Here is a 26212-nt window from a genome sequence, read left to right as displayed (position 1 = left end):
GTGATGGAAGATGAATACCCCTTGTTGCTCGAAACCTTTCTGAGCGACTCGGCGGTTCGCGTCGACCACCTGCACCAGGTGCGCGATGCCAAAGTGCTTGGCCAGGCGGCTCACAGCTTCAAGGGCAGCAGCAGCAACATGGGTGCTGTCCACCTCGCCGAGCTGTGCCGTGAGTTGGAAGAGCGCGCCACCCGCGGCCCGTTCCAGGGCATCGAAGACCTGGTCAATCGTATCGATGATGAATTCGGCACGGTGCGCCTGCTGTTTGAAGACGAACGGCAGCGCTGCGCGACCTGAGCCTGGCCCGTAAATTGCTAAACCCTATGCACTGTGCCACCTAATCAGCGCTATGGGGTGTTTTACATGGCTGTCGCTTCCAATCCACTGCTGCAAAATGGCTCCGGTCTGGCCTCTGCCACCGGCGCCAATGCGCTTGCAGGCAATTCCCCCGCCAAGCCCGCCAGCTTCACCAACGATGCTGGCCAGAGCTTCTCCCAGGTCTACGCCAGCCAGCGGCCGGCCATGGCGTTAAAGCGGCCAGACATGTCGTCTAAATCGAGCGGTCATGCATTTGACGCTCCCGACAATAAACCGTCGGCGGCTGACAACGCAGCAGGCGGCAAGGGGCAGGTTGCCTCCGGCGGCAAGGATTTGCCGGCCAGGGCCAGCGACAAAGCCAACAGCAACGACAAGGCCGGCCCACCGTCGAAAACCGATGCCACTGCCAAGACGTCTTCCAAAGGCAAGGCCAACGGTGCGGATGACAGCGATGCTGCCAGCGATGATGAAGACGTCGCCAGCAGCGATGAGGTGAAGGCCGTAGTGGCTGCGCTGCCTGATACCACTCAGCCACAGCCTGCAGTGCCTGCTCCGCCAGAGCCGCAGCCGCAGGCTGTGGTGCCTGCGCCATCGGTGCAGCCGCAACCGGCCGTACAGGCCACTGCGTCGAGCGATGATGCCAGCGACGGCGGGCCTCCTGGCGACGCACTGGCTGACCTGCCCATGGTGCGCATGGCGCTTGAGCACAATGCAAAGGCCAATGGCACTACCTCCACCCATGCCCTGCAGGACGACTCGAAAACTCAAGGCAGCAGCGCTACCAGCGGCCAATCGTTCAGTGAAGTGGTCGGCAACCTGGCCCAGGGCAAAGGTGCCGAGCAGGGCGCCACCCAAGGCGACGCCAGCGAATTGGGCGCAGCGCTCGACGAGAAGCACCCGGGAGCGGCCGGTAGCGAACGCAGCCCGCGCCTGGAAGATTTCGCCAACCGCTTGCAGAGCCTGGCTACCCCGGCTGTCAGTGATACCGCCAAGGCCCAGGCCAGCGCCGCAGCTCAACCGTTGCAGATGCAGCAGAGCGGTTGGACCGAGGGCCTGGTGAACCGGGTGATGTACCTGTCGAGCCAGAACCTGAAGTCCGCCGACATCAAGCTCAACCCTCTGGAGCTTGGCCGCCTGGACATTCGCGTGGACGTCACCCCCGACCAGCAAACCCAGGTCACCTTCAGCAGCGCCCATGTAGCGGTGCGTGAAGCGCTCGAAAGCCAGCAGGGGCGCCTGCGCGACATGCTGGCGCAGCAGGGCCTGAACAACGTAGACGTGAACGTGGCTGATCAATCACGCCAGCAACAGCAGCAGCAACAACAGCAGCAGGCTCAGGCAAGCCAGCGTGGCCAGGCGGGCAGTGGCCGCGGCAACGGTGGGCGTGGCGCCGATGGCGAGGAGGGCACAGTGGATGCCATCGAGGCACCTGCGGCGCAAACCGTCGTCGGCAGCAGCCTGGTGGACTACTACGCTTGATCGTTTCGCTTGAGCTAGGCTTGAGGGCATGAAAACCAAAGCCCTCTGGCTGGGCCTGGCCATTCTTGGCCTGGCAACCAGCGCTCATGCCACGTTCCGTTGCGGCACTTCCATCGTCAGCGCTGAGGCGAGGATGGGCGAAGTGCTGCAAAAATGCGGCCCTCCGCGCTACAAGTATGTCGAGGAGCCCGCACCCGTTTATGGCGCGGTGCGTGTCAGCATCTGGGTGTACGGGCCCAACGGCGGTGCCTGGCAGTATCTGCGATTCATCGAAGACAAGCTGGTGGAGCAGCGCACCGAGCGCAAGCCGCCTCTCTAGCGTGCAGGCTCCACTTCATCGAGCGTATCGGCAGTGCGCGACGTGCTGGCCCAGTGGTATGTCTGCGCCGACCCGCCTATGCTTGGCGCCTTCGAATCCTGAGCCCCGACACTTTCCATGACGACAGCCAGCACCATCCTGGTCATCGATGACGAAGCCCAGATCCGCAAGTTCCTGCGCATCAGCCTGGCTGCGCAAGGCTATCGCGTGCTCGAGGCCGCGACGGCGCAAGCCGGGCTGGCCGAAGCTGCGCTGGGCCAGCCCGACCTGATCGTGCTTGACCTCGGCTTGCCTGATCGGGATGGGCAGCAGGTGTTGAGCGAACTGCGCGAGTGGTCCCGGGTTCCGGTGCTGGTGCTGTCTGTGCGCGCCAGTGAAGAGCAGAAGGTGCGCGCTCTGGACGCAGGTGCCAATGACTACGTGACCAAGCCTTTCGGGATTCAGGAGTTTCTGGCGCGGGTCCGCAGGCTGCTGCGCCAAGGGCATGGCCAAACTGCCGAGCCAGCCGCCCAGGTGGAAATGGGCGCCTTGTGCCTGGACCTGGCGGCGCGCCGTGTGACCCTGGCCGGTGAGCCGCTGTCACTGACGCGCAAGGAATACGCTGTGCTCGCTCAGCTGGCACGCCGCCCTGGCCGGGTCATCACCCAGCGCCAGCTGCTCATCGACATCTGGGGCCCGAGCCACGCCGAGGACAGCCATTACCTGCGCATCGTGGTTGGCCATTTGCGGCAAAAACTCGGTGATGACCCGGCCGCGCCACGCTACATCACCACAGAAACAGGCGTCGGCTATCGGTTTGGCGCGCTTTGAGCTTAAAGCCGGCGGCGGTTGTGGCTATAATCGGCGCCCCCCGATCCCCACCTGCGAGCGTGCTCCGCCCATGTACAACCTGGCCCGCCAGCTGCTGTTCGAATTGTCACCCGAAACCTCCCATGACCTGTCCCTGGACCTGATCGGTGCCGGTGGCCGGCTCGGCGTCAATGGCCTGCTGGCCAAGGCACCGGCGAGCCACCCGGTCACGGTGATGGGGCTGCAGTTCCCCAACCCGGTCAGGGTTGGCCGCCGGGCTCGACAAGAACGGCGCGGCCATCGACGGCTTCGCTCAGCTGGGTTTCGGCTTCGTCGAGGTCGGCACCGTCACGCCGCGCCCGCAGCCAGGCAACCCCAAGCCACGGATCTTCCGGCTGCCGCAGGCGCAGGCGATCATCAACCGCATGGGCTTCAACAACCTGGGGGTCGACCACTTGCTGGAACACGTGCGCGCCGCGCGCTTCAACGGGGTGCTGGGCATCAACATCGGCAAGAACTTCGACACCCCGGTCGAGAACGCGGTAAGTGATTACCTGATCGGCCTGAACAAGGTCTACGCCCACGCCAGTTACATCACCGTGAATGTCAGTTCCCCGAACACCCCAGGCCTGCGCAGCCTGCAGTTCGGTGATTCGCTCAAGCAGTTGCTCGACGCCCTGGCCGAACGCCGGGAAGTGCTGGCGACAGAGCAGCGCAAGCGAGTGCCTCTGGCCATCAAGATCGCCCCGGACATGACCGACGAAGAAACCGCGCTGGTCGCGCAGGCGCTGCTGGCCTCGGGGATGGATGCGGTGATCGCCACCAACACCACCCTTAGCCGCGAAGGCGTCGAGGGCTTGGCGCATGCCGACGAGGCGGGCGGGCTGTCGGGCGGCCCGGTACGCGAGAGAGTACGAACACAGTGCGTGTGCTGGCCGGTGAACTGGCAGGGCGCATGCCCATCATCGCCGCTGGCGGCATCACCGAGGGCGCGCACGCAGCCGAGAAGATCGCCGCCGGGGCGAGCCTGGTGCAGGTGTATTCGGGGTTCATCTATCGAGGGCCGGCACTGATTCGCGAATCGGTCGATGCGATCGCGGCGATGCGCTGAAAAGCGAAAGGGGCCTCGAAGGAGGCCCCAGGGTCGCGTGGCAGGCATTCCAGCCGAACCACTCACCCGCCGCCCGGTTCAGGCGGGCTGTCGATCAAGGTATTGCGTCAGAGAGGTGTCGGCGGCTCAGCCGACCGCGTGAAGTTGGTTGAGGCGATGAATGCCTGCGGTGCCGGTCATGCCGTCCCATTGATCGCTGCGGCCCTCGCGCCAGCCGTTGATCCAGGCTTGGCGAACGGTAGGTAGAGTAAAAGGGCAAAGCTCGCGGGACTTGCCGCTCACACCATATTGGTAGCCTTTGCTGAATGCTCGTTCCAACGGATCACGCTTGAGTCTTCTCATAGGGTTAGGCCCTCGTTGTTGACGTCGCATCGGCCTCCGGGAGGCCGGGCAGAATCGTTCTGCCGGTGATGTTGTGCCCGCTGCCGGCGTCGCGGGCGTCTAAGGCGGTGCATGTAAACCGCCTGAGGTGATTTCTAATTCAAATAAGGCGGGCATGTGAATGATCGTTTTGTCATAACCACGTCATGTTTAGCATTAAGGACCATAAGTAACCGGATAATTTCGCGGTTGCTATTTGTGAAAGGCTCTCAACACGGGCGCCCTGTGGCAGTTGCAATCAGTTGGCTATTACGGGCGGCGGTGGAGAGAACTCGATAGAATTTGGACGAAGGGTCAGGGCTTTTTTTGCTCTGGCCACTCAAACTGCCTGCCAATAGCAGGTGGCCTGATGCCATGTGGCATTGCCGTGGCGCTGCGGGAACAGCGCCAGTAACCCGGTTCGCCGTGCGCGGCGAACCTTGCCGAGGTAGAAGATCGATGTCTGAAATGCATGAGTTGTTCCTGACCTGCCCCAAGGGGCTTGAAGGCCTGCTGGCTGACGAAGCCGCCACGCTCGGCCTTGAGGAGGTACGCCAGGCGACCTCCGCCATTCGCGGCCAGGGCACTCTGGAAACCGCCTACCGCCTGTGCCTGTGGTCACGGCTGGCCAACCGCGTGCTGCTGGTGCTGTCGCGCTTTCAGATGGCCAACGCCGAAGATCTCTACCACGGCGTCCACGATCTCGACTGGCACGAGCACCTGGCCGCCGATGGCAGCCTGGCGGTGGAATTCAGCGGCCACGGTTCGGGCATCGACAACACCCACTTCGGCGCCTTGAAGGTCAAGGACGCCATCGTCGACCGCCTGCGCAACGCCGCAGGTGAGCGCCCTTCGGTCGACAAGCTCAACCCGGACGTGCGCATTCACCTGCGCCTGGACAAGGGCCAGGCAATCCTCTCGCTGGACCTCTCCGGTCACAGCCTGCACCAGCGCGGTTACCGCCTGCAGCAAGGCGCCGCGCCGCTGAAGGAAAACCTCGCCGCCGCGATCCTGGTTCGCGCCGGCTGGCCGCGCATCGCCGCCGAAGGGGGCGCCCTGGCCGACCCGATGTGCGGCGTCGGCACCTTCCTGGTCGAGGCCGCAATGATGGCCGCGGACATCGCACCGAACCTCAAGCGCGAACGCTGGGGCTTCACTGCCTGGCAAAGCCACGTGCCGGCGTTGTGGCGCAAGCTGCACGACGAGGCGCAGGCGCGTGCCGAGGCCGGCCTTGCAAAGCCGCCGCTGTGGATTCGTGGCTATGAGGCCGACCCACGGCTGATCCAGCCGGGGCGCAACAACGTCGAGCGCGCCGGGCTGAGCGACTGGATCAAAATCTACCAGGGCGAAGTGGCCACCTTCGAGCCGCGCCCCGATCAGCATCAAAAAGGCCTGGTGGTGTGCAACCCGCCCTACGGTGAGCGCCTGGGCGACGAGGCGAGCCTGCTCTACCTCTACCAGAACCTGGGCGAGCGCCTGCGCCAGGCGTGCCTGAACTGGCAGGCAGCGGTGTTCACTGCCGCCCCTGACCTGGGCAAGCGCATGGGCCTGCGCAGCCACAAGCAGTACGCCTTCTGGAACGGCGCCTTGCCGTGCAAGCTGCTGCTGATCGACGTGGTGCCTGCGCAATTCGTGACCGAGCGGGGCGAGCGGCCCCAGTGCGAAGACGCCCCGCGCCGTCCCCGGCCAATGCGCCGGCGCGGTTGTCCGAGGGCGGGCAGATGTTCGCCAACCGCCTTCAGAAAAACCTGCGCCAGCTTGGCAAGTGGGCGCGCCGCGAACAGGTCGAGTGCTACCGGGTGTATGACGCCGATATGCCTGAGTATGCCGTGGCGGTCGACCTCTACCGCGACTGGGTGCATGTGCAGGAATACGCGGCGCCCAAAACCATTGCGCCTGAAAAGGCGCAGGCACGCCTGCTCGATGCACTGGCCGCGATCCCGCCCGCACTGGGCGTGGATCCGCGCCAGGTGGTGGTCAAGCGCCGCGAGCGCCAGGCAGGCAGCCGCCAGTACGAGCGCCAGGGCACTGAAGGCCGCTTCATGGAAGTGAACGAAGGCGGCGCGCGCCTGCTGGTGAACCTCACCGACTACCTGGACACCGGGCTGTTCCTCGACCATCGGCCGATGCGCCTGCGTATCCAGCAGGAAGCCGCAGGCAAGCGTTTCCTCAACCTGTTCTGCTACACCGGCACCGCCACCGTGCATGCCGCCAAGGGTGGCGCGCGCAGCAGCATCAGCGTCGACCTGTCGCGCACTTATCTGGATTGGGCGCGGCGCAACCTGTCGCTCAACGGTTTCTCCGACAAGCACCGCCTGGAGCAGGCCGATGTGATGGATTGGCTGGAGGCCCACCGCGAGGCATACGAGCTGATCTTCATCGACCCACCGACCTTCTCCAACTCCAAGCGCATGGAAGGGGTGTTCGACGTGCAGCGCGATCATGTGCGCCTGATCGACCTGGCCGTGGCGCGCCTGGCGCCGGGCGGGGTGCTGTACTTCTCCAACAACTTCCGCAAGTTCGTGCTCGATGAAGGGGTGCAACAGCGTTATCGCGTCGAGGAAATCAGTGCCAGCACCCGCGCACCGGACTTTGCCCGCAACGACAAGATCCACAGGGCGTGGCGCATCACTACCGCCTGAGCAAAGGCCCCGGTTGTCGCCGGGGCTACCCATTTGGATGGCGAATCGCTATAACCGTCTCAAGCGTTTGTGAGTAAAGCCGATGTCGCTGACCGCTCGCCCCAGAATTCTCGGTTTCATCAGCGAAGGTGCTTCTGCGTGGTTGGTAGCGTGCGCAGGGCTGCTGGGGGTGGGCTGGTCAGCGCGATGATTGCCTCAGGGCTCGATCACCTGGCGCGCGAGCAACTGCAGCAACGGTTCGAACTGCTGGCCGAGGAGCGTTTCAGCCGGCTGCAGGAGCGCTTCATCGATCAACAGCAGCGCCTTGCCAGCCTGCAGCGGTTTTTCACCTTCTCCGAAGAAGTAAGCCGCAGCGAATTCAACGGCTACGCCGGGCCGCTGCTGCAACTGACCCAGACCTACGCCTGGCTGCCGCGAATCACCGACGCCCAGCGCGACGCCTTCGAGCGCCGCGCCAGGGCCGAAGGGGTGCCCGGGTTCGCCATCCTCGACTGGGCCGACGGGCGCCCCAGCCCGGCGGCACGCCGCGCCGATTACTATCCGGTGTTCTACATCCGCAGCGTCAACCGCCTGCAACTGCCCGTGGGCCTGGACCCGCGCAGTGAGCCGGCGCGCGCGCAAGCTTTCAGCCAGGCCATCGCCACCACGGCACCGGCCGCCGGTGAGCCGCTGGACCTTTTGGGTACTGATCCTGCGCAGGCGCGGGGGTTGCTGCTGGTCGCTCCGGTCTACCAGGCCGGCACGCCCGCCGGGGCCGGCCCACCGATGGGCTTCGTGACGGCAGCGGTGAGCATTCGCCAACTGATGACCGAAGGCCTGCCCAAGCCTGCAGAGGACAACCTGCGCGTGACTGTGCGTGACACCACTTACCCGGCCACGCCACTGCCGCTCTACGATGCCGGCGCAGGAGCTGCCAGCATCCCGTTGCAGCAGACACGCACGTTGCAGATGGGCGGTCGGGTTTTCGAATTGCAAGCGGTGCCCAGCGAGGTGTTCGCCAACGCCAATCGCACCTCCACGGCTCAGGTCGCGCTGCTGTTCGGCGGCCTGTTGAGTGTGCTGGTGGCAGGCCTGTTGTTCAGCCTGGTCAGCCAGCGCCAGCGTGCATTGACGCTGGTGGCCCGGCGTACCGCGCAGTTGTCCGAGAGCGAAACGCGCCTGCGCCGCACCCACCGGCAGTTGCAGAACGTGCTGGACGCTGCCACCGAGGTCGCGATCATCGCCACCGATCTGAACGGGCGCATCACCACCTTCAACGCAGGCGCCGAACGCATGCTCGGCTATCGCGTCGACCAGGCGGTGGGCAAGCTGTCACTGGCCGACCTGCACGTTCATCAGGAGCTGCGCGAGCGAGTGCGTGGCTGCTTCGACGCCGGCGGCCAGCCCTGTTCGCCGGCGCGTGCGATGCTTGAAGCCAGCCTGCACGATCAGGCGCCCGCGGCGCAGCACTGGCGGCTGGTGCGGCGCAACGGCGCCCAGGTCACCGTGAGCATGCAGGTCACGGCCGTGCGCGACGAACATCAGCAGGCCGTCGGCCATCTGGCGGTGTGCCAGGACGTCACCGACAGCCAGCGCAGCCTGCAAGCCCTTGCCGCGCGTGACCGCCTGCTGGAAAAACTCAGTGCCGAGGTGCCCGGTGGGATCTTCCAGTTCCGCCTGAGCGCCGATGGCAGCAACTGCTTCACCTACCTGAGCCGAGGCATGCAGGACATTTACGAGGTGGCGCCGGAGCTGCTTTATGCGGACGGCGCGCCGGTTTCGAGCGCATGCACCCGGCTGACGTCGAGGCCGTGCGTGAGTCGATCCGGGTCTCGGCCAGGAACCTCACCCGCTGGCGCCAGGAGTACCGCGTGTGTCTGCCGCGCCAGGGGTTGCGCTGGGTGCGCGGCGAGGCAACGCCTGAAGCGATGGCCGACGGCGCAGTGATCTGGCACGGGTCGCTGTTCGATATCACTGACCTCAAGCGCGTCGAGGAAGAGTTGCGCGCGCTGTCGGTCACCGACGCGCTCACCGGCATCTACAACCGCCGCTACTTCCAGGAACGCTTGCAGGCCGAGCTTGAGCGTGCTCGCCGTGATGGCGCGCCGCTCGCACTGATCATGCTCGATGTCGACCACTTCAAATCGGTCAACGACCGCTTCGGCCATGCCTTGGGCGACAGCGTATTGCAGGCCCTGTGCCGTCGGATCGGCGCACGTTTGCGGCGCAGCGATGTGTTCTGCCGTCTGGGCGGGGAGGAATTCATGATTCTTTGCCCGGCCACCGACCAGGCTCAGGCGCAGGCCCTTGCTGAGAACCTTCGCCAGTCGCTGGAACAGGCGCCAGTCGACGGTGTGGGCATCGTCACCGGCAGCTTCGGCGTAGCCGGTTGGCAAGCCGGTGAGGGCGCCGATGCACTGTTGTTACGCGCCGATGCCGGTGTCTATGCGGCCAAGCAGAAGGGGCGTAACCGGGTCGAGGCGCAGAACTGACAGATTTGCAGCCATACGTTGAAGCAGCGGCCAACAGCATCATGCCTCCCCAATGCAAAGCATTCTTCCGGTAGCTCTACGGGTCTGAACTTGCTTTGCAAAATCTTTATCAAACGCCCGGCCTGAGGCGCTTGCACACCGCGAACCGTTCGAACAGCAGGCCGTGTATCGATAGCGCACAGGCAACCTTGTACTTCAAAGGATGCATCTGCCTATGCCCGCTTCAAACGGTTTCGTCCGCGTCCGTGGTGCCCGCGAGCACAACCTCAAGAACGTCGACGTCGACATCCCCCGCGATGCGCTGGTGGTGTTCAGTGGCGTGTCGGGTTCCGGCAAATCCTCTTTGGCCTTCGGGACGCTGTACGCCGAGGCCCAGCGGCGTTATTTCGAATCTGTTGCGCCGTATGCGCGGCGGCTGATCGATCAGGTCGGTGTGCCGGACGTCGACAGCATCGACGGCCTGCCACCGGCGGTAGCGCTTCAGCAACAGCGCGGCACGCCCAGCACACGCTCAAGCCTTGCCAGCGTCACCGGGCTGGGCAGCCTGGTGCGCATGCTCTATTCGCGGGCGGGCCACTTTCCCGAGGGCGCGGCGATGCTGTATGCCGAGGATTTCTCCGCCAACACGCCGCAGGGCGCTTGCCCCACCTGCCATGGCCTGGGCCGTGTGTATGAGGTCACCGAGCGCTCGATGGTGCCGGACGACTCACTGACGATCCGCGAGCGCGCCGTGGCGGCCTGGCCTACGGCCTGGCAGGGCCAGAACTACCGCGACATTCTTGTCACGCTGGGCTACGACGTCGACCGCCCCTGGCGCGAGCTGCCCCAGGCGCAGCGCGACTGGATTCTGTTCACCGATGAAACGCCCACCGTGCCGGTGCATGCCGGCCTGAGCCCCGAGCAAACCCAACGTGCGCTCAAGCAGAAGCTTGAGCCCAGCTACATGGGCACGTTCAGCGGCGCACGCCGTTACGTGCTGCACACTTTCAGCCATTCCCAAAGCGCGCAGATGAAAAAACGCGTGAGCCAGTTCATGGTCGGCAGCCTGTGCCCGGCCTGCCACGGCAAACGGCTGAAGGCCGAGGCGCTGGCGGTGCGCTTTGCCGGGCTCGACATCGGCGAGCTGCAGCGCTTGCCGCTCACACGGCTGGCAGCCTTGCTGGAGCAGGTTGCACAGGGGGATTCGGCCGAGGGTTCGAGTGCCGAGAAGGCCTTGGCCGCGCGGCACATGGCGGCAGGGTTGCTGACGCGCATCGCCACGCTCACCGAGCTGGGCCTGGGTTATCTGACCCTCGAACGCGGCACCACGACGTTGTCGTCCGGCGAGCTGCAGCGCCTGCGCCTGGCCACGCAACTCACCTCGCAGCTGTTCGGTGTGGTCTATGTGCTCGACGAGCCTTCTGCAGGCCTGCACCCGGCCGATGGCGATGCCCTGCTGGAGGCGTTGGAAGGGCTCAAGCGCGCCGGCAACTCGCTGTTCGTGGTCGAGCATGATTTGCGCACCTTGCGCCGCGCCGACTGGATCGTCGACGTGGGCCCGGCCGCAGGAGAGCAGGGTGGCCAGGTGCTCTACAGCGGGCCGTTGGCAGGGCTTGCCGAGGTGTCGGCCTCCCACACCGCGCGCTATCTGTTCGGCCAGGTGCCCGCGGTCGAGCGAGCGGTACGCGGGGCGCAAGGCTGGCTGCGCCTGGCCGGGGTGACGCGCAACAACTTGCGTGAACTGGACGCCGCCTTTCCATTGGGCTGCCTGACGGCGGTGACCGGGGTGTCAGGTTCGGGCAAGTCCAGCCTGATCAGCCAGGCACTGCTGGAGCTGGTCGAGCAAGGCCTGGGCAAGGTGCCGCCGGCGCCAGAAGCCGATGCGGAACTTGAAGACCTGTCGCTGGAGCGCACCCAGGGCGCGGTGGTGGAAGGGCTGGATCGCCTGCGCCGGCTGGTGTGGGTCGACCAGAAGCCGATCGGCCGCACGCCGCGTTCGAACCTGGCCACCTACACCGGCTTGTTCGATGCGGTGCGCAAGCTGTTTGCTGCAACGCCTGCGGCCAAGGCGCGTGGCTTCGATGCCGGGCAGTTTTCTTTCAACGTTGCCAAGGGCCGCTGCTCACGCTGCGAGGGTGAGGGCTTCGTCAGCGTCGAGCTGCTGTTCATGCCATCGGTGTATGCGCCGTGCCCGGTGTGCGAGGGTGCGCGCTATGCGCCGCCGACGCTTGAAGTGACCTGGGAAGGGCTCACCATCGCCCAGGTGCTGGATCTCACCGTCGACGATGCGTGCGAGGTGTTCGCCGAGCAGCCGGCAGTGGCGCGCCCGCTGGCGGTGCTGCGCGATATCGGCCTGGGTTACCTGCGCCTCGGCCAGCCGGCCACCGAGCTCTCCGGCGGCGAGGCGCAGCGCATAAAGCTCGCCACCGAGCTGCAGCGCGCGCAACGCGGCGGCACGCTGTACGTGCTCGACGAACCCACCACCGGCCTGCATGCCAGTGACGTCGACCGTTTGATGGCGCAGCTGCACAGGCTGGTAGACGATGGCAGCACGGTGGTGCTGGTGGAGCACAACATGCGCGTGGTCGCCCAGGCGGACTGGTTGCTCGACATCGGCCCGGGCGCGGGCGAGGAGGGTGGGCAGATCGTGTTTGCCGGAGTGCCGGCGGATATCGGACAGTGTGAGCTGAGCCGAACCGCTGCCTATCTGTAGAAGACACCGGCGGCGGTGGCCGCCGGTGTCTTTCAGCCTGCCGTTTTGGCCGCGCTTTCCAGCGCTGCGCGAAGCTGCTGGGCGTCAGCGAACTTCTTCACTTCAGCCACTTTGCCGCTCTTTACCGCCAGCCATTGTACGGTGTCGCGGTCGCCGTCCAGTGGGGCGGCAACCCGCGCTTCCTGGTCGAGCAGGATGCGGTATTTGGCCGAGCGCATCGATGGGATGGCGAACAGTTTGGCCACCGCCGGCATGCGCTCGATATCGGCCACGTAAACCGCATGGCGTGCCTCCAGGTAGCCGCTGGGCTGGTCCTTGAGTGCTGCGTCCATCAGCTTGGCCGCGCCCATGCTGCGGGCAACCAGAATCAGCTGGGTGTCCGGGCCCAATGTAAAGGGCGCGTCGAACTGGTCGAGCAGGGTAAAGGCAGGTACCGGGTCGCCCGGCTCGGCGGCCTGGGCAAGCAGCGGCAAACACAACAGGCAGGCGGCAAGCGCGTGTCGAAGCGTCATTGGGGAAGGTCTCGCAGGGGCCTGCCGGGCAGAGCGCCCGGCAATCGATGAAGGCTTGGGAGGCCGGCAGGCCGAGGAAAGGAAAAAGGGTTATTCGGCTTTTTCAGGGGCAGGTGTGCCGGCCTGGATGCGTTTGTAGATTTCTTCACGGTGAACCTGAACATCTTTGGGTGCGTCGATGCCGATGCGCACCTGCATGCCCTTCACGCCGAGAATAGTGATCTTGATATCGTCGTTGACAACAATGCTTTCGCCGACTTTGCGCGTGAGAATCAGCATGTAAGGCTCCTTGATCCTTGCTGGGGGTACCGCTCTGGGTGACGTAATGTCGTTGACCAAGAGACGCTGGGATGAACGATTAATTCCAAAACAGTGTAGTCACATAAGAAAATGCTTACGGAATAAACCGCGATGGCGTACACAAGTATCGCTTGAACACGCACCGCCGCCTAGCACGGGTGGATGAATTGTTTCAATTGCCACCATTGCCTGCCTCAGGGTTGCCATTGGATTGCTTCACCGTCGAGCAGTCGATTCAGATAAGTCGCGGCGCTGATCAGAGCCAGGTGGCTGAGGGCTTGTGGCGCGTTGCCCAGTGGATGGGCGCGCTCATCGAACTCTTCGGCATACAGCCCGGTGGGGCCGGCATACCGCAGCAACTGTTCGAATTCAAGATGTGCCCGGTCTACCTCGCCAGCGCGTGCCAGGCACTCGACATACCAGAACGAGCACGCCGTGAAGGCGCCTTCCTGGCTAGGTAAGCCGTCATCCTGGCGATAGCGATAGACCATCCCGTCACGCACCAGCTCGCGCTCAATGGCGCGCAGGGTAGCGATCCACTGCGGATCTGTCGCCCCGACGAATCGCACCAACGGCATCAGCAGCATCGCGCCGTCCAGGCGGGTGCTGCCGAGAGCCTGCACGAAATGCCCCAGCTCCGCGTTCCAGAAGTTGTCCCAGATGTCGTTGTGGATGGCTTGGCGCGCCTGTTCCCACTCGGCGAACGGGGCGGGCAGCGAGCGCTTCTGAGCCAGGCGAATAGCACGGTCCACCGCCACCCAGCACATCAGCCGGGAATGCAGAAAGTGCTGCGGCGCATCACGTTTTTCCCAGATCCCGACGTCCTCTTCCTGCCAGTGCGCGCAGACGTGATCAACCAGCGCCTGGCAATTGCGCCAGCCCTGATGCGTCATCGCCTCGCCGTATTTGTTGGCCAGGTACACCGCGTCCATCAGCTCGCCATAGATATCCAGCTGCTTCTGTTCATAGGCCTGGTTGCCGATGCGTACCGGCCGGGCGCCACCGTGGCCGCGCAGGTGGTCGAGGGTGCTTTCGGGCAGCTCTTCGCGGCCGTCCTGGCCGTACATCAGGCGCAGCGGCCGTTGCTCGCCGCAGCAATCGCTGACCCGTTCGCGCACCCAGTGCACGTAGGCATTGGCCTCCTCGCTGAAGCCCAGCCGCATGAACGCATACACGGTGAATGAGGCGTCACGGATCCAGGTGTAGCGATAGTCCCAGTTGCGCTCGCCACCTGGCGTTTCCGGCAGGCCGAATGTAGGCGCGGCGAGGATTGCGCCGTGCTGGCGTGAAGTCAGCAGCTTGAGCGCCAGCGCGGAGCGTTCGACCGCCTCGCGCCAACGGCCGCGGTAACGCGACTTGGCGAGCCAGCCGCGCCAGAAGGCCAGCGTGTCGTTCAGGCAGCGCTCGGCATGCCCGGCGGCGACCAGGGGGTCGTCCACCGCGCCGAGGATGAATTCGGCGCACTCGCCTTGCTTGAGGTCGAATTGCGCCCGCGCCGTGTGCTCATGCACCTCAAGCGGTTGGCTGCCGACCAGCCGCAGGCTCGGCTGGCCGGGCGCGCTGAAGTGCACGGCGTCGCCCTCAGCCTTCGCCTGCGTCTCGGCGCGCGCGTAGTCATGGGCTACGCGGCAGTGCAGCTCGATGCGCGCCTGCCCGTGGGCAACCTGAACGCGCCGTACGATCCGCGGCGGCGCATCGGCGGCTGTGGTGATGGGCATCAGGTCGGTGACTTCGACCATGGTCTCGCCGCTGATCCAGCGGGTGCGCAGTACGTTACTGCCCGGCAGGTAGATCTGCATGCGGCGCGCATCGGGCATCAACGGGGCAAGGCTGAACAGGCCTGCCTTGGGCGTGTCGAGCAAAGCGCAGAACAGCGTCGGGCTGTCGAAGTCAGGCCAGCAGCAGAAGTCGATGCTGCCGTCGCAGGCAACCAATGCGGCACTGCGCATGTTGCCGATGATGCCGTGGTCGGCGATGGGCAGCGGGCGCCAGGCTTCATCCATTGTTGCGAAACTCCGGGTACAGGCTCATCCCGCCATCGATGAACAGCGTGGTGCCATGCACGTAGTCCGACAGGTCCGAGGCCAGCCACAGCACCGCATTGGCCACATCCTGCGGTTCGCCGATTCGGCCATAGGGAATCAGTTCCAGCAGCCGCTTGGCGGCGTCGCCCTGGGTATTCTCTGCGTTGATGGCGGTGGCGATCGCGCCGGGGGCGATGGCATTGATGCGGATGCGTTCGCTGCCCAGCTCCTGCGCCAGGGTTTGCATCGAGCAGGTCGATGCCGCCCTTGGACGCGGCGTAGTTGGCATGGCCGGCCCATGGGATGCGCTGGTGCACCGAGCTCATGTGGATGATCTTGCCGTGTGCCCGCGACAGCCACGGGCGCGGCCCCTGGCGGCGGAACTGGCGCAGCGCCTCGCGGGCGCAGAGGAACTGGCCGGTGAGGTTGGTGGAAATCACCGTGTTCCAGTCTTCCAGGGTCATGTCTGCGATCGGCGCATCTTTTTGCAGGCCGGAGTTGGCGACCAGAATGTCCAGCGCACCGAACGCCTCGACGGTTTGCGCAATCAGCCGCTGCACGTCGTCCTCGCGCGACACATCACCGCCCAGCGCAATGGCCTGGCCGCCTTGTTCGCGAATGCGCGCGGCCAGTTCCTCGGCAGGCTCGGCATGGCTGTGGTAGTTGATCGCAACCCAGGCCCCGGCCGCAGCCAGGGTTTCGGCGCAGGCGTAGCCCAGCCCGGAGCTGGCGCCGGTCACCAGCGCAACTTGTTTGCTCAGCGAAATATTCATGTCGGTAGCCTGTGCGGTAAGCGTCTGTCAGCTGACCGGCGGGCCGCTGGCAGAGTTCCAGGCTGAATCATCGGGGGCCGCGCGCAGTCTCAGTTGAGTGATCACTCAAATTGGAGACCGCTCATGACTGGCCCATCCAAACGCGAAGACCTCGACCACAAGCCCGAGAACGCCGGCAAAGTGGGTGAGCAGAACAAGCGCCTGAACGAGAAGGGCGAGCACAAGCGTGCGCCCGCCAATCCCGACCCGCGTCAGAGTTGATGCGCGACTTGCTCGAGTTTGTCGAGAAAGGCCGCCAGCACCACTTCCTCCTCGCGTAGCCCTACTCGCTTGCGTGGCTTGGGCAGTTTTCCAGCTCACCCATGGCGAAGCGCTCCAGCACAGCGGGGTGAATGTAGCAGCGCTTGCACACCGCCGGCGTGTTGCCCAGCGCCTTGGCCACCGCCTTGACCTGGTCGACGATGTGCCGCTTGGCCTCGGCATCCGGCTGCCAGGGCAACTCACGCAGCATCGACAGCGCCAGGGCGGAGCCGGCCCAGGTACGGTAGTCCTTGGCGGTGAAGTCCTCGCCGTGCAGGGTTTTCAGGTACTCGTTCACGTCGTGAGAGCTGACGTTGTGGCGATTGCCATCTTCGTCCAGGTACTGGAACAGCTGCTGCCCCGGCAGCTCCTGGCACCTGCGGATGATGCGCGCTAGGCGCTTGTCGTTGAGTTCGACCGCGTGGTCGACGCCGCTTTTGCCGCGAAAGTGAAACTTCACCGCAGCGCCTTGCACTTCGGCGTGGCGGTTGCGCAGGGTCGTCAGCCCGTAGGAGCGGTTGTCGCGGGCGTACTGGGTGTTGCCGATGCGGATCAGCGTCTGATCCAGCAGGCTCACCACCAGCGCCATCACCGTGTCACGTGACAGCCCGGGCGTTGCCAGGTGTGCTTCGAGCTGCTTGCGCACCTTGGGCAGGCCTTTGCCGAAAGCGATCATGCGTGTGTACTTGTCGGCATCACGCAGCTCTCGCCACAGCGGGTGATAACGGTACTGCTTGCGCTTGCGTGCATCGCGGCCGGTGGCCTGGAGGTGGCCAGCGGGGTCGGGGCAGATCCATACATCGGTGTAGGCTGGCGGGATCGCCAGTTTGTTCAGGCGTTCGACCGTAGCCTTGTCGCGGATGCGCTCGCCATCAAGGTCGAAATAGGCGAATTTGCCGCGGACTGTGCGGCGCTGCCAGCCGGGCTGGCTGTCGTCGACGTAATGCAGGCTGGGGGGCAGGATCGGTTCGGGCATGGCAGGTCGTCCGTGTGAGGCTCTGTAGGATTGACACGGAGAGTTTGGGAAAAGTCCTACAAAACAACGCGACGATGGCTGTCGGATTCGGCGTAAATTTCCGCTTTTCCGACGGTCATTGCTGAAAGTTCCTACAGAAGACTCAGCCCTTGCCTTCGCATAATGGCGCTCCGCAAGCATTGCATCCCCGTGCCAAGGAGCGCCCGTGTACAGAGCCCTGATCGTTGACGATCACCCTTTCATTCGTGCGAGCGTTGCACTGCTGCTGGGCCAGGACGGCGTGCGCACGGTAGGGGAGGCCGACAACGGGCGCCTGGCGCTGCAACTGGCCCGCGAGCTGGTGCCGGACCTGGCCATCATCGACCTGGCGATGCCGCTGCTCGACGGCCTGGCAGTGATCGCCCGGCTGCGTGCGATGTGTTTGCCGATCCGGATCCTGGTGCTGACTTCCCAGCCAGCGGAGTTCTACGCCTTGCGCTGCCGCCGGGCTGGGGCCATGGCGTTCATCTCCAAGGGCGACGACTTGGGCGAGTTGCGCAACGCCGTGCAGGCGGTGGCGCATGGTTACAGTTACTTCCCGGCCGTGGCCATGAGCAGCGTGCGCAGCACCGACAGCGGTGGGTCCGAAGCGCGTGCGCTGGCCTCGCTGAGCGACCGCGAAATGATGGTGTTGCATCACCTTTCGCGCGGCTTCAGCAACAAGGAGACCGCCGCCAACATGGCCCTTAGCGTGAAAACGGTGAGCAGCTACAAGCTGCGGCTGATGCAGAAGCTGCACTGCAGCTCGCTGGTTTCGCTGGCCGACGTTGCCCGCCGCCATGCGCTGTGCTGAGCGCGGCAGCGCCTGGCACTGGCTGGCGCTGTGGTTGGTGACCTGGGCCTCGGCCTGTGCCGGGCATGACCAGCCGCCACTGCGCGCCAGGGTGCAAGCCTCACCCGGCTGGCACAGCCGGCTGGCGTTGAGCACCGAAGACCGCCAGTGGCTCGATGCGCACGGTGCGCTGCGCATTGGCGTGGGCCGGCTCGACTATCCGCCTTTCGACATGACCGGTGACGGCAGCGCCTATGAGGGCATCAACGCCGACATGGCCGGGCTGCTCGGGCAACTGCTGGGGGTGCCAGTGCAGGTGCGCCGGTTCATCGACCGCGATGCGGCATTCACCGCCTTGCGTAAAGGGGAGGTCGACCTTGTAGGCGGTGCCGGGGCGTTCGACACGGTGCTGCACCACGCCGCACTGAGCGCACCCTATGCAACCGAGCACCCGAGCCTTGCCCGGCGGGTCGACACGCCGACACTGGCAGCCGACTGCGGCCCGCGCGCTGCGGTGGTCGCAGGCTACATGCCGTTGGCTCGGGTGGTGAGCCTGTGCCCGCACGCCGTGGTGACCACCTACCCCTCGCTGCTGGCAGCGCTGGCAGCGGTGTCGTTCGGCCAGGCCGATGTGGTGCTGGGCAACGCGGTGGCGCTGCGCCGGCAGCTTGACCGCAGCCAGTTGAACAACCTGGGCCTGGCCCGGCTGCCCAGCGAAACCCCCGCAGGGCTGGGGTTTGCTCTCAACCCGCGCGACGCCCGCCTGCGCGGGCTGGTCGACCGTGCCATCGAGGCCATGGGCAGCGAACTGCCCAGCCACCTGTTGCGCACCTGGGCGGTCAATCCGTTGGTGCCGATGCCTGAGGGCCGCCTCAACCTGAGCAAGGCCGACCGCGACTGGGTGGCCGCGCAGCCGACCATTACCGTGGCAGTGAACGGGCGCTTCGTGCCGGTGGCTTACCTAAACGACCAAGGCATGCTCAGTGGCATCGCGGGCGACGTGCTCAGCCGCATCAGCCAGCTCACCGGCCTGCGCTTCGAAGCGGTGCCGGTGGCCAACCTGCCGGAACTCATCGAAGCGGTGGACAGCGGCCGCGCGCGCATGGCCTCCAGCGTGCCGGCGACCGCCCAGCGCCGCCAGCACATGCTGTTTTCCCGTGCCTGGCTTGCCAGCAGCATGGTGCTGGTCAGCCGCAAACACGCCAAGGCACCGGTCACGTTGGGCGACATGGTCGGGCGCACGCTGGCCATTCCTCAAGGCAGCCCCGGCTGGCAGACCGTGCAGGCCCTGGCGCCGTCGGTGCGCCGCCTGCCGGCACTAGGCAGCGAGCAGGCCCTGGCGCAGGTTGCACGGGGCCGCGCCGACGCAGCGCTGGTGAGCCTGGTGAGCGCCCGCGCGCTGATTGCTCGCGATGCACCTGGCGAGCTGCGCATCAGTGCGGTGCTGCCATTGCCGCCGCTGCGCTTTCGCTTCGCCCTGGGCGCCGACGACGAGCAGTTGCGGCGGGTCATCGACCAGGCCCTGGATTACCTGGCGCCCACCGAGCTTGAAGACATCAGCCGGCGCTGGCGTGGCCACGTGGCGGTGGGGGAGTCGAGCTGGCCGCGTTACGGCCTGGCGATCATCGCAGGGTTGGTGGCCGCCGTGTTGCTGTGCCTGCTGGCGCTGGCCTGGGCCGGCCACCTGCGCCGGCAAGTGCAGTGGCGCAAGGCCGCTGAAGCGGCGCTCACCGACCAGCTGGAGTTCATGCGGGTGTTGATCGATGGCACGCCGCACCCGCTGTATGTGCGCGACCGCCGCGGCCGCTTGCTCAATTGCAACGCCAGTTACCTCGATACCCTTCGGGGTCAGCCGCGAGTCGCTGCTGGGCCGGCGCGCCACTGACAGCCTGCCGCTGGCGCGGGCGCAGCGTGAAGCGTTCGAGCAGGTGTACCAACAGGCCGTCGCCACTGGCCAACCCATCATCGGCGACCACTGCGTGAACCTCGACGACGGTCGCGTGCTCACGCTCTACCACTGGACCCTGCCGTACCGCGGCAGCGACGGTGCAGTGGCGGGGCTGATCTGTGGCTGGCTGGATGTCACCGAGCGCCAGGGCCTGTATGAAGCGGTGCGCCAGGCCCGCGATAACGCCGACGCTGCCAACCGAGCCAAGACGCGCTTTCTGGCGACCGCCAGCCATGAAATCCGTACGCCGATGAATGCGGTGCTGGGCATGCTCGAACTGGCCCGCCGGCACGCCGAGCAGGGCCAGGTCAACGAGGTGGCGCTCGAGGTGGCCAGCGAGGCCGCCAGCGGCCTGCTGGCGCTGCTCGACGATGTGCTGGACATCAGCCGCATCGAAGCCGGCCAACTGAGCCTGCACCCTCAACCGATAGCCCTCAATGACGTGATCGAAGCCTGCGTACGGCTGTTTCATGGCCAGGCGCGGCACCGCGGCGTGCATCTTCAGCTAGCCCAGCGCGGCGGGCCGTGGGCTGTGCAAGCCGACCCGCTGCGCCTGCGCCAGCTGTTGGGCAATCTGCTGGGCAACGCCATCAAGTTCACCCCGAAGGGGGAGGTGCGCGTGCGCCTGCTGGCGGCGGCCCAAGGCGAGCACTTGCAGGTGCGCCTGGTGGTGATCGACAACGGCATCGGCATCCCGGCCGGTGACCTGGCGCGCCTCGGCCAGCCCTGGTCGCAAGCCACCAACCATCAACAGGGCAACCTCTCCGGCTCCGGCCTTGGCCTGAACATCTGCCATCACCTGGCGCGCTTGATGGGCGGCGAATTGCGCCTGAGCAGCCAGCTGGGCAAGGGCACGCGCGTGGAGCTGCGCCTGTTGCTGCCGCTGGCCCAGTTGCCGGCCAGCCAGCCCCCACCGGTTGCTGGCGAGCCGCCGGCCCAGGCGCCTCTGCACATTCTGGTGGTGGAGGACTACACGCCCAGCCGCCTGCTGCTGGACCAGCAACTGCGCCACCTGGGACACCGGGTGACCTTGGCCAACGACGGCAAGGCCGGGCTGCGTGCCTGGCTGGCCGAGCCGTTCGACCGAGTGATCTGCGACTGCCACATGCCCGGCATGGACGGCTACCAGCTCGCCCGCGCCATTCGCCTGGCGGAACAACGCCAGGGCGCACGCCGGTGCGCTTGCTGGGCTACACCGCAGAGCCTGGCAGCGCCCAGCGCCAGCGCTGCCTGCGTGCCGGCATGGATGACTGCCTGATCAAGCCGCTCGGGTTGAGGGCGCTGGCCGAGGCGCTGTTGGGTGAGCCGGTGCGTGTCGAAGCAGGTGCCGCCTTGCCCTATGACGCCAATGTGCTGCGCAACCTGGCGGGCTCGGACCCGGCCACCCTGGCCAACCTGGCGCAGACCTTGATCGATGCCTTGCGCAAGGACCACGCCTTGCTGGCGCGCGATGGCGCGGACCGTGAAGTGCTGCACCGGGTGCTGGGTGGCGCACGGATCGTACGGGCAAAGGCGGTGATCGAGTTGTGCGAAGCGGTGCGGCGCGGGGCGGATCGGTTGCCGGAGTTGCTGGAGGCGATGGAGGGGTTGGTGGTGGGCCTGGAAGGGCGGGAGAGAGGTGCAGGTGGTGGAGTGAGGGGCGACGAGGGTTATCGCCTCTATGCACTTGTGTCGACATGTTTTTTATCTAATCTTCCATACTTGGGCGTGTTAATTTGCTGCGATTAAAACGTACTTAAGGTGCATCGCTCATGGATATCAAAGTCCTGTTTTCGAGTGAGTTTATCTCCGAAATCAGCCATAGAATCTCCAAAAAACGGCTTGATATGAAAGGGCTTTTTCGCCGGAAGTGGATGCCATCATCTATGGGAGCCGACACAGCACAGAGGATATCAAGTCGGCTTTCGAGGCGGCTTCTCGGCAATTAAGGAAGGCGTAGCAGTATATGGGGGGCGGGTCGCAAAATTTCATTTACGAAAGGTTGGTAGAAAGTGAAGACGATATTCTAGGCATCATTGCTTATTCACTTTACAAGCGCCAAAAAATTGAGTACATCGAGGCGTTCTGCAAACGAAATGGCCGGCCAGCTTGCAGTGCCGATCTCACCCAGTTTCATGAGGTCAGTAATTCTGCTTTTCAGCTTCAGGCTTATCGTACTCAGGCGGACAACATCGCACAGAGCTTTCTTACGATCACGCTTGAGGGCCGAGCAGAGCAACTGGAAGACCATTACCAAAGCAAACTCAAATCAGAAATGCAGGCTTACAAACCGAACTACTGGTTGGGGGTCTCACAAGGTGTAGTGGCTTCCATTATCTTCGTGCTCTTGTTGGGTTTGCTCGTCATCTCTCGCATGGAGCCTCAACCAGGGCCCCCGTCAGGTGATCGAGCAGATATTCGATGTGACGATCTCTGACAGGGCCGCTGCGCTTCGATAGCCATGCGGCGGCCCTGAGAAGATCAACCAGGCCCTACACCCCCAGCAACGTCAACTCGGGCCCCGCCCCGGCGAACACGAACTGGCCTGCGCCCAGGTCGTGGCTGTGGTCTCCGGCCAAGGCGATCTCGAAGTGTTGGCCGCTCTGGGTCGAGGTGAAATCCTGAACATAGGTACGGCCCGCTTCGGCGTTGTAGCTGACCTTCAAGGTGCCACCGTAGCCGTCTCCAAGGCCGGTGTAGCCCAGGGCAGCCACATCGATCACATCGCGGCCTGCGGAAAAGTCGGTGATCAGGTCACTGGCGCCGCTCAGGCTGTCAGTCCGGCTGGGCGAAACGGAAGGTATCGGCGCCCGAGCCTGCGCTGAGCTGGTCCGCCCCTGCTCCGCCTGCCAGCGTATCGTCCCCGGCGCCGCCGCTGAGCAGGTCGTTGCCGCTGCCGCCCGCCAAGGTATCGTTGCCACTGCCGCCTTCGAGGATGTCGTCGCCTGCGTTACCCGCCAGGGTGTCGTTCCCCGCCTGGCCACGGAGGGTGTCGTTGCCGGCCAGGCCATTGATGCGGTCGTCGCTGAAATACCCGGCGATGACATCGTTCCCTGAAGTCGGCGCGTCGATGTAGTAGTCGTCGTAACTGGCAGGTTGCTGGTTGAAATGCGTGGCGATCGGGTCGCCGAAGCGGATAGCCGCATTGTTGATGTAATTGACGTTCTCCAGCAGCAGCTTGAAGTAGTTGCCATTGGCGTCCGCGTCCAGTGACCGCAGCAGCATGTTGCCGGTGCCGCCAACCTGCAGGGCCTGGAGCGTGCTGCCGTGCCCGCTGCCCAGTGCGGTGAAGCCCAGCCCGGACAGGTCCAGCACGTCCTGGCGATAGTCGAAGTCGGTGAGGGTGTCGCTGAAGTCCACCCCGCGGGTGTCGTTGGCGTAGCTGTCGTGCAGCACATTGATCACGAAGGTGTCTGCGCCGGCACCACCGGTGAGCCGGTCGGCACCGGCGCCGCCAATCAGGTAGTCGTTGCCACCGCCGGCGTTCAGGGTGTCGCGCCCGGCCAGGCCCGCCAGCGTTTCATCGGCATCGGTGCCGTTCAGGGTGTCTCGGCCGCTTGTACCCTGGAGCAGCGTTTCGAAGTCAGCGGCGTGCAGCAGGCCCAGGTAATTGCCGGCCAGTGCCAGCTGGAAATACTGGCCACTGGCATCGGCGTCCAGGCTGCGCAGGTAGGTGCGGTCCAGGCTTGCGTTGTAGATCATCCGCAGGGTGCCGTCGTGGCCATCGCCCAGCCCCGAATAGCCCAGGCTGGCCAGGTCGAGCTGGTCTTCGCCGGGCTTGAAGTCTGTGATCAGGTCGCTGGCGCCGCGCACGCTGTCACTGGCATGGGTGTAACGGAAGGTGTCCGCGCCGGCCCCCCCTGTAAGGCGGTCACTGCCGCTGCCGCCGTAGAGCAGGTCATCGTAGGCGCCGCCGGTCAGGCGATCATTGCCGGCACCGCCGTAGAGGAGGGTATCGGCTACATCGGCCGCGTTGAGTGTGTCGCTGGTGGCCGTGCCGGTGATCACCACCCCGGCGTGGTTGCTGAAGGCGCTGCTGTCGGTGCCATAAAACACCGTGGCGGGATCGCCCAGGCGGCTGAAGTAGTTGTCGAACACCGTGTTGAAGCCCACGAGGTCTTCGTTGCGCTCGCTGACGGCGTAGCTGGCGTGGCCACCGCTGATGATGTTGTTGTACACCGCGTTGCCGGTGGCGGAGTCTATCGACGCTACGTCGGTATCGTCCGATGCCTGCAAGGCCACTTCCGTGTTGCCATGGTCCAAGGCGTTGTTGTAGAGGGTGTTGCCGGCGATGGTATTGGCGGAGCTCCCGAACAGGCCGATGGCAGCGCCTCCGTTGTCGTGCACCGTGACGCCGCTCACTCGGCTGAAGTCGGTCTGCTTGAGCAGCAAACCTTCTTCCCCATTGCCATACACCTCACCACCGGTGATCTGCACCCGGTCGTTGGGGTCTTCGCCCAGCGGGCCCTGCACGAGCATTCCGCGCCCGCCGTTGTGCGCGGCATCGTTGTCGGCCAGCGTGGTCCGGTAGTTGTCCAGCAGCAGCGTGAAGCCGTTGCGGCCGTTGTTCTCGCTGCGATTGTCCTGAAAGCCCCCCGCATCTACGTACGGATTGAACACCCCCACCAGGTGCGCATAGAAGCCGTCGAGGCCATTGCCGCTGGCCACGCTGTCAGTGACGCTCAGGCCGTAGGTGTTCTCCTGGGCATTGAGCCCGTTGCCGCTGCAGTTGACCAAGGCCACGCCACTGAGGGTGACATTGGTGTCCGGGTTGTCGCGCAGGTTCTCCCCGCCGGTAGTGAAACCATCCACCCTGCCGCTGGTGTGGGCGCTGTTGCCATCGAGCGTCAGGTCATGGGCGCCGGCGTGCTGCGTTTCGCCGGCGGTTCGGACGATCCCGGTAACCGCCTTGCCCCAGCCGTCGGCAAGCTTGATGGCGGTCGAGCCGGCTCCATCACCGCCCAAGGTCACGCGGCTGTACAGCTGCAGGCAACTGCTGGCGTTCAGGTCGGGGTCACCGCTGACGATGTAGGTGCCTTCAGGCAAGTACACCTGGGCGTCGACAATCTCGTCGGCAGAATCGATCGCTGCCCGGGCGGCATCGATGGTGGCCTGGATCGCAGCGGTATCGTCAGTCACGCCATCGCCGACTGCGCCGTAGTCACGAACGTTGTAGTGGAGAGTTGTCATTGGAGCTCCAAAGGTCGCAGGCCGGTGCGGGAGTGCCCATTTACTGCTCTCCTGGCCTGGTGGGTGGGGGCGATACAACGGTAGTTCAGGGTGGGGTGGGGGAGGGGTTAGCCGATGAGCGTGATAACGGTGGTGCTCGGGTGCGCTGGGCGGGCGGGGGGATGCATCGGCGCTATAGAGGCGTAAAACTCACCAACATTGCGCAATGCTGGGCGTGACTATCCACCGGCCCGCTGGCGCCGCTGTGGCTCGGCGCTGTGAATGAACACGCTGTAGGTGTCGGCCGGGCGTTTGCCGCCGCCCATATCCAGGGCATGGCCGATCGCGCCCCGGTGGTAGGTGCCGTGGTTGATCAGGTGGAAGAGGATTTCCTGGCGTGTCATCGCCCCGTGCTGCCCGTCTGCGAACACAAAACTGACGGTGCTGCAAAGCTCCACCGGGGCAAGGCGCGCCAGGTAATCGGTGGCCCACGCATTGTTCGCAGCAAGGCGCTGTACAAGAACCTGGAGATCGGGCACGACCTCCGTATTGGTTGCAGGATGTGGCGCTACCTCGCCCAGCAGGCGTGCTTTGAACAGCTCCTCGACGATGACCATATGGTTGAGCTGTTGGCGCATGAATTCGAACGCTGGCGAGGTCGGGTACTTGCGTTCAAAGTCCGCCAAGGCAGCCAAGGTGCGTTCATCGGCCCAGACCTTGTAACGGTACGCATCCTTCAACATTTTCGCTTCCTGATGCGTTGATTCGAGTGCGGTGAAAGGGTAGCACGGCCGTGTGAGTGGCAGCTTTCGACCCAAAGCAGACCCTCCCAGCGCAATCCGTCTAATTTTCCCGGTGCGTAGATCGGTGGAGCATTTGCCAAGCCATCGTCTGAGTTCACGGTCGGCCTATGGCCGTAAGGAAGGGCGGATACGTCGAGCATCTATCACCAAATGCATCACGCCGTCTGCAGCATCCAAGGACAAACAAAAAGTTAAGGGCTAGTAGCGAGCGACCAGAAGGTCGCAAAGTCGTCGATGTCGCTCTGGCTTTTCGGCCCGCTCAGGTCCCGGTCATCCATCACCGCGCCGATGGCGATGCTGGTGTACGGGATACGGTGGCGCATCGCGTACTTCGCCGGATGTGTCGACAGATCGTTGTGTCAGCACGGCAATCTCGCTGATCTGCTGATCTGCTGATCTGCTGATCTGCTGATCGGGCGGCAGGCTCAGGTCACCC

At 65.0% G+C, this 26212-nt stretch carries 19 protein-coding genes and 5 pseudogenes; 14 read left to right on the top strand and 10 right to left on the bottom strand.

Features of this window, described 5'->3' with window-relative positions; genetic code table 11:
- The first annotated feature begins 3 nt into the window (after positions 1-3).
- The 5 genes and pseudogenes from LN139_RS12170 (at position 4) to LN139_RS12150 (ending at position 4016) form a co-directional block, all read left to right on the top strand.
- Positions 4-297: an Hpt domain-containing protein gene (locus LN139_RS12170; protein WP_442964431.1), complete on the top strand. Its 294-nt coding sequence runs from the start codon at positions 4-6 to the stop codon at positions 295-297.
- 66 nt (positions 298-363) lie between these two features.
- On the top strand, positions 364-1797 hold the full coding sequence (locus tag LN139_RS12165) for a flagellar hook-length control protein FliK (RefSeq protein ID WP_236353539.1): 1434 nt from the start codon (positions 364-366) through the stop codon (positions 1795-1797).
- A gap of 28 nt (positions 1798-1825) precedes the next feature.
- Positions 1826-2116 (top strand): DUF2845 domain-containing protein, encoded by a 291-nt coding sequence (locus tag LN139_RS12160; RefSeq protein ID WP_236353536.1) that lies wholly within the window; start codon positions 1826-1828, stop codon positions 2114-2116.
- A gap of 117 nt (positions 2117-2233) precedes the next feature.
- On the top strand, positions 2234-2926 hold the full coding sequence (locus LN139_RS12155) for a response regulator (protein ID WP_236353533.1): 693 nt from the start codon (positions 2234-2236) through the stop codon (positions 2924-2926).
- A 70-nt stretch (positions 2927-2996) separates the two neighbouring features.
- A pseudogene (locus tag LN139_RS12150) lies at positions 2997-4016 on the top strand (quinone-dependent dihydroorotate dehydrogenase).
- 126 nt (positions 4017-4142) lie between these two features.
- Here the strand turns inward: LN139_RS12150 and rmf are convergent.
- Positions 4143-4358, bottom strand: coding sequence for a ribosome modulation factor (gene rmf, locus LN139_RS12145; protein WP_097085030.1), 216 nt, complete (start codon positions 4356-4358; stop codon positions 4143-4145).
- A gap of 477 nt (positions 4359-4835) precedes the next feature.
- Here rmf and rlmKL point away from each other — a divergent pair.
- The 3 genes and pseudogenes from rlmKL (at position 4836) to LN139_RS12130 (ending at position 12181) form a co-directional block, all read left to right on the top strand.
- Positions 4836-7018 (top strand): annotated as a pseudogene (gene rlmKL, locus LN139_RS12140) (bifunctional 23S rRNA (guanine(2069)-N(7))-methyltransferase RlmK/23S rRNA (guanine(2445)-N(2))-methyltransferase RlmL).
- 82 nt (positions 7019-7100) lie between these two features.
- Positions 7101-9489, top strand: a pseudogene (locus LN139_RS12135) (sensor domain-containing diguanylate cyclase).
- Positions 9490-9691: 202 nt separating this feature from the next.
- Positions 9692-12181 (top strand): excinuclease ABC subunit A, encoded by a 2490-nt coding sequence (locus LN139_RS12130; protein WP_442964306.1) that lies wholly within the window; start codon positions 9692-9694, stop codon positions 12179-12181.
- 32 nt (positions 12182-12213) lie between these two features.
- Here the strand turns inward: LN139_RS12130 and LN139_RS12125 are convergent, their stop codons facing one another.
- The 4 genes and pseudogenes from LN139_RS12125 to LN139_RS12110 all read right to left on the bottom strand — a co-directional run bounded on the left by LN139_RS12125 (position 12214) and on the right by LN139_RS12110 (position 15790).
- Complete coding sequence (locus LN139_RS12125; protein WP_236353520.1) at positions 12214-12693, bottom strand: FAD/FMN-containing dehydrogenase; 480 nt, start codon at positions 12691-12693, stop codon at positions 12214-12216.
- Between the two features lie 90 nt (positions 12694-12783).
- A complete protein-coding gene (gene csrA, locus LN139_RS12120; protein WP_097085035.1) occupies positions 12784-12972 on the bottom strand; it encodes a carbon storage regulator CsrA in 189 nt (62 codons plus the stop codon).
- 215 nt (positions 12973-13187) lie between these two features.
- The gene (locus tag LN139_RS12115) at positions 13188-14996 is read right to left on the bottom strand and encodes a glycoside hydrolase family 15 protein (RefSeq protein WP_236353517.1); all 1809 of its coding nucleotides are present in this window, start codon (positions 14994-14996) and stop codon (positions 13188-13190) included.
- Positions 14989-15790: pseudogene (locus LN139_RS12110) on the bottom strand (SDR family oxidoreductase). Before LN139_RS12110 ends, LN139_RS12115 begins: the two are co-directional and overlap by 8 nt.
- A 123-nt stretch (positions 15791-15913) precedes the next feature.
- Here LN139_RS12110 and LN139_RS12105 point away from each other — a divergent pair.
- The gene (locus LN139_RS12105) at positions 15914-16051 is read left to right on the top strand and encodes a hypothetical protein (RefSeq protein WP_236353514.1); all 138 of its coding nucleotides are present in this window, start codon (positions 15914-15916) and stop codon (positions 16049-16051) included.
- Here the strand turns inward: LN139_RS12105 and LN139_RS12100 are convergent.
- Positions 16042-17066: pseudogene (locus LN139_RS12100) on the bottom strand (DNA topoisomerase IB). The gene LN139_RS12105 and the pseudogene LN139_RS12100 overlap by 10 nt on opposite strands.
- Before the next feature lie 205 nt (positions 17067-17271).
- On the opposite strand from LN139_RS12100, the gene LN139_RS12095 reads away from it, so the two are divergent.
- The 5 genes from LN139_RS12095 (at position 17272) to LN139_RS12075 (ending at position 22241) form a co-directional block, all read left to right on the top strand.
- On the top strand, positions 17272-17898 hold the full coding sequence (locus LN139_RS12095; protein WP_236353511.1) for a response regulator transcription factor: 627 nt from the start codon (positions 17272-17274) through the stop codon (positions 17896-17898).
- A complete protein-coding gene (locus tag LN139_RS12090; protein ID WP_236353509.1) occupies positions 17885-19762 on the top strand; it encodes a transporter substrate-binding domain-containing protein in 1878 nt (625 codons plus the stop codon). The genes LN139_RS12095 and LN139_RS12090 overlap by 14 nt, the downstream gene beginning before the upstream one ends.
- Positions 19662-21083, top strand: coding sequence for a hybrid sensor histidine kinase/response regulator (locus LN139_RS12085; RefSeq protein WP_236353502.1), 1422 nt, complete (start codon positions 19662-19664; stop codon positions 21081-21083). Before LN139_RS12090 ends, LN139_RS12085 begins: the two co-directional genes overlap by 101 nt.
- Positions 21002-21553 (top strand): hypothetical protein, encoded by a 552-nt coding sequence (locus LN139_RS12080; protein WP_236353481.1) that lies wholly within the window; start codon positions 21002-21004, stop codon positions 21551-21553. The genes LN139_RS12085 and LN139_RS12080 overlap by 82 nt, the downstream gene beginning before the upstream one ends.
- A gap of 217 nt (positions 21554-21770) precedes the next feature.
- On the top strand, positions 21771-22241 hold the full coding sequence (locus LN139_RS12075; RefSeq protein WP_236353479.1) for a hypothetical protein: 471 nt from the start codon (positions 21771-21773) through the stop codon (positions 22239-22241).
- A 55-nt stretch (positions 22242-22296) separates the two neighbouring features.
- On the opposite strand, the gene LN139_RS12070 is transcribed toward LN139_RS12075, so the two are convergent.
- From LN139_RS12070 to LN139_RS24865, 4 genes are all read right to left on the bottom strand, one after another.
- A complete protein-coding gene (locus LN139_RS12070) occupies positions 22297-22527 on the bottom strand; it encodes a hypothetical protein (protein ID WP_236353477.1) in 231 nt (76 codons plus the stop codon).
- A 52-nt stretch (positions 22528-22579) separates the two neighbouring features.
- Positions 22580-24994 (bottom strand): glycosyl hydrolase family 28-related protein, encoded by a 2415-nt coding sequence (locus LN139_RS12065; protein ID WP_236353458.1) that lies wholly within the window; start codon positions 24992-24994, stop codon positions 22580-22582.
- A gap of 218 nt (positions 24995-25212) precedes the next feature.
- Positions 25213-25716 carry a DinB family protein gene (locus tag LN139_RS12060; protein WP_236353456.1) on the bottom strand — a complete coding sequence of 168 codons (504 nt, stop codon included), beginning with the start codon at positions 25714-25716 and terminating at the stop codon, positions 25213-25215.
- A gap of 251 nt (positions 25717-25967) precedes the next feature.
- The gene (locus tag LN139_RS24865) at positions 25968-26099 is read right to left on the bottom strand and encodes a hypothetical protein (RefSeq protein ID WP_268944729.1); all 132 of its coding nucleotides are present in this window, start codon (positions 26097-26099) and stop codon (positions 25968-25970) included.
- Positions 26100-26212: the final 113 nt, after the last annotated feature.

Source organism: Pseudomonas sp. KNUC1026, assembly GCF_021650705.1.
GTDB lineage: Bacteria > Pseudomonadota > Gammaproteobacteria > Pseudomonadales > Pseudomonadaceae > Aquipseudomonas.
Note: the sequence above shows the minus strand (reverse complement) of the source record. Positions and strands in the feature narration are given on the sequence as shown.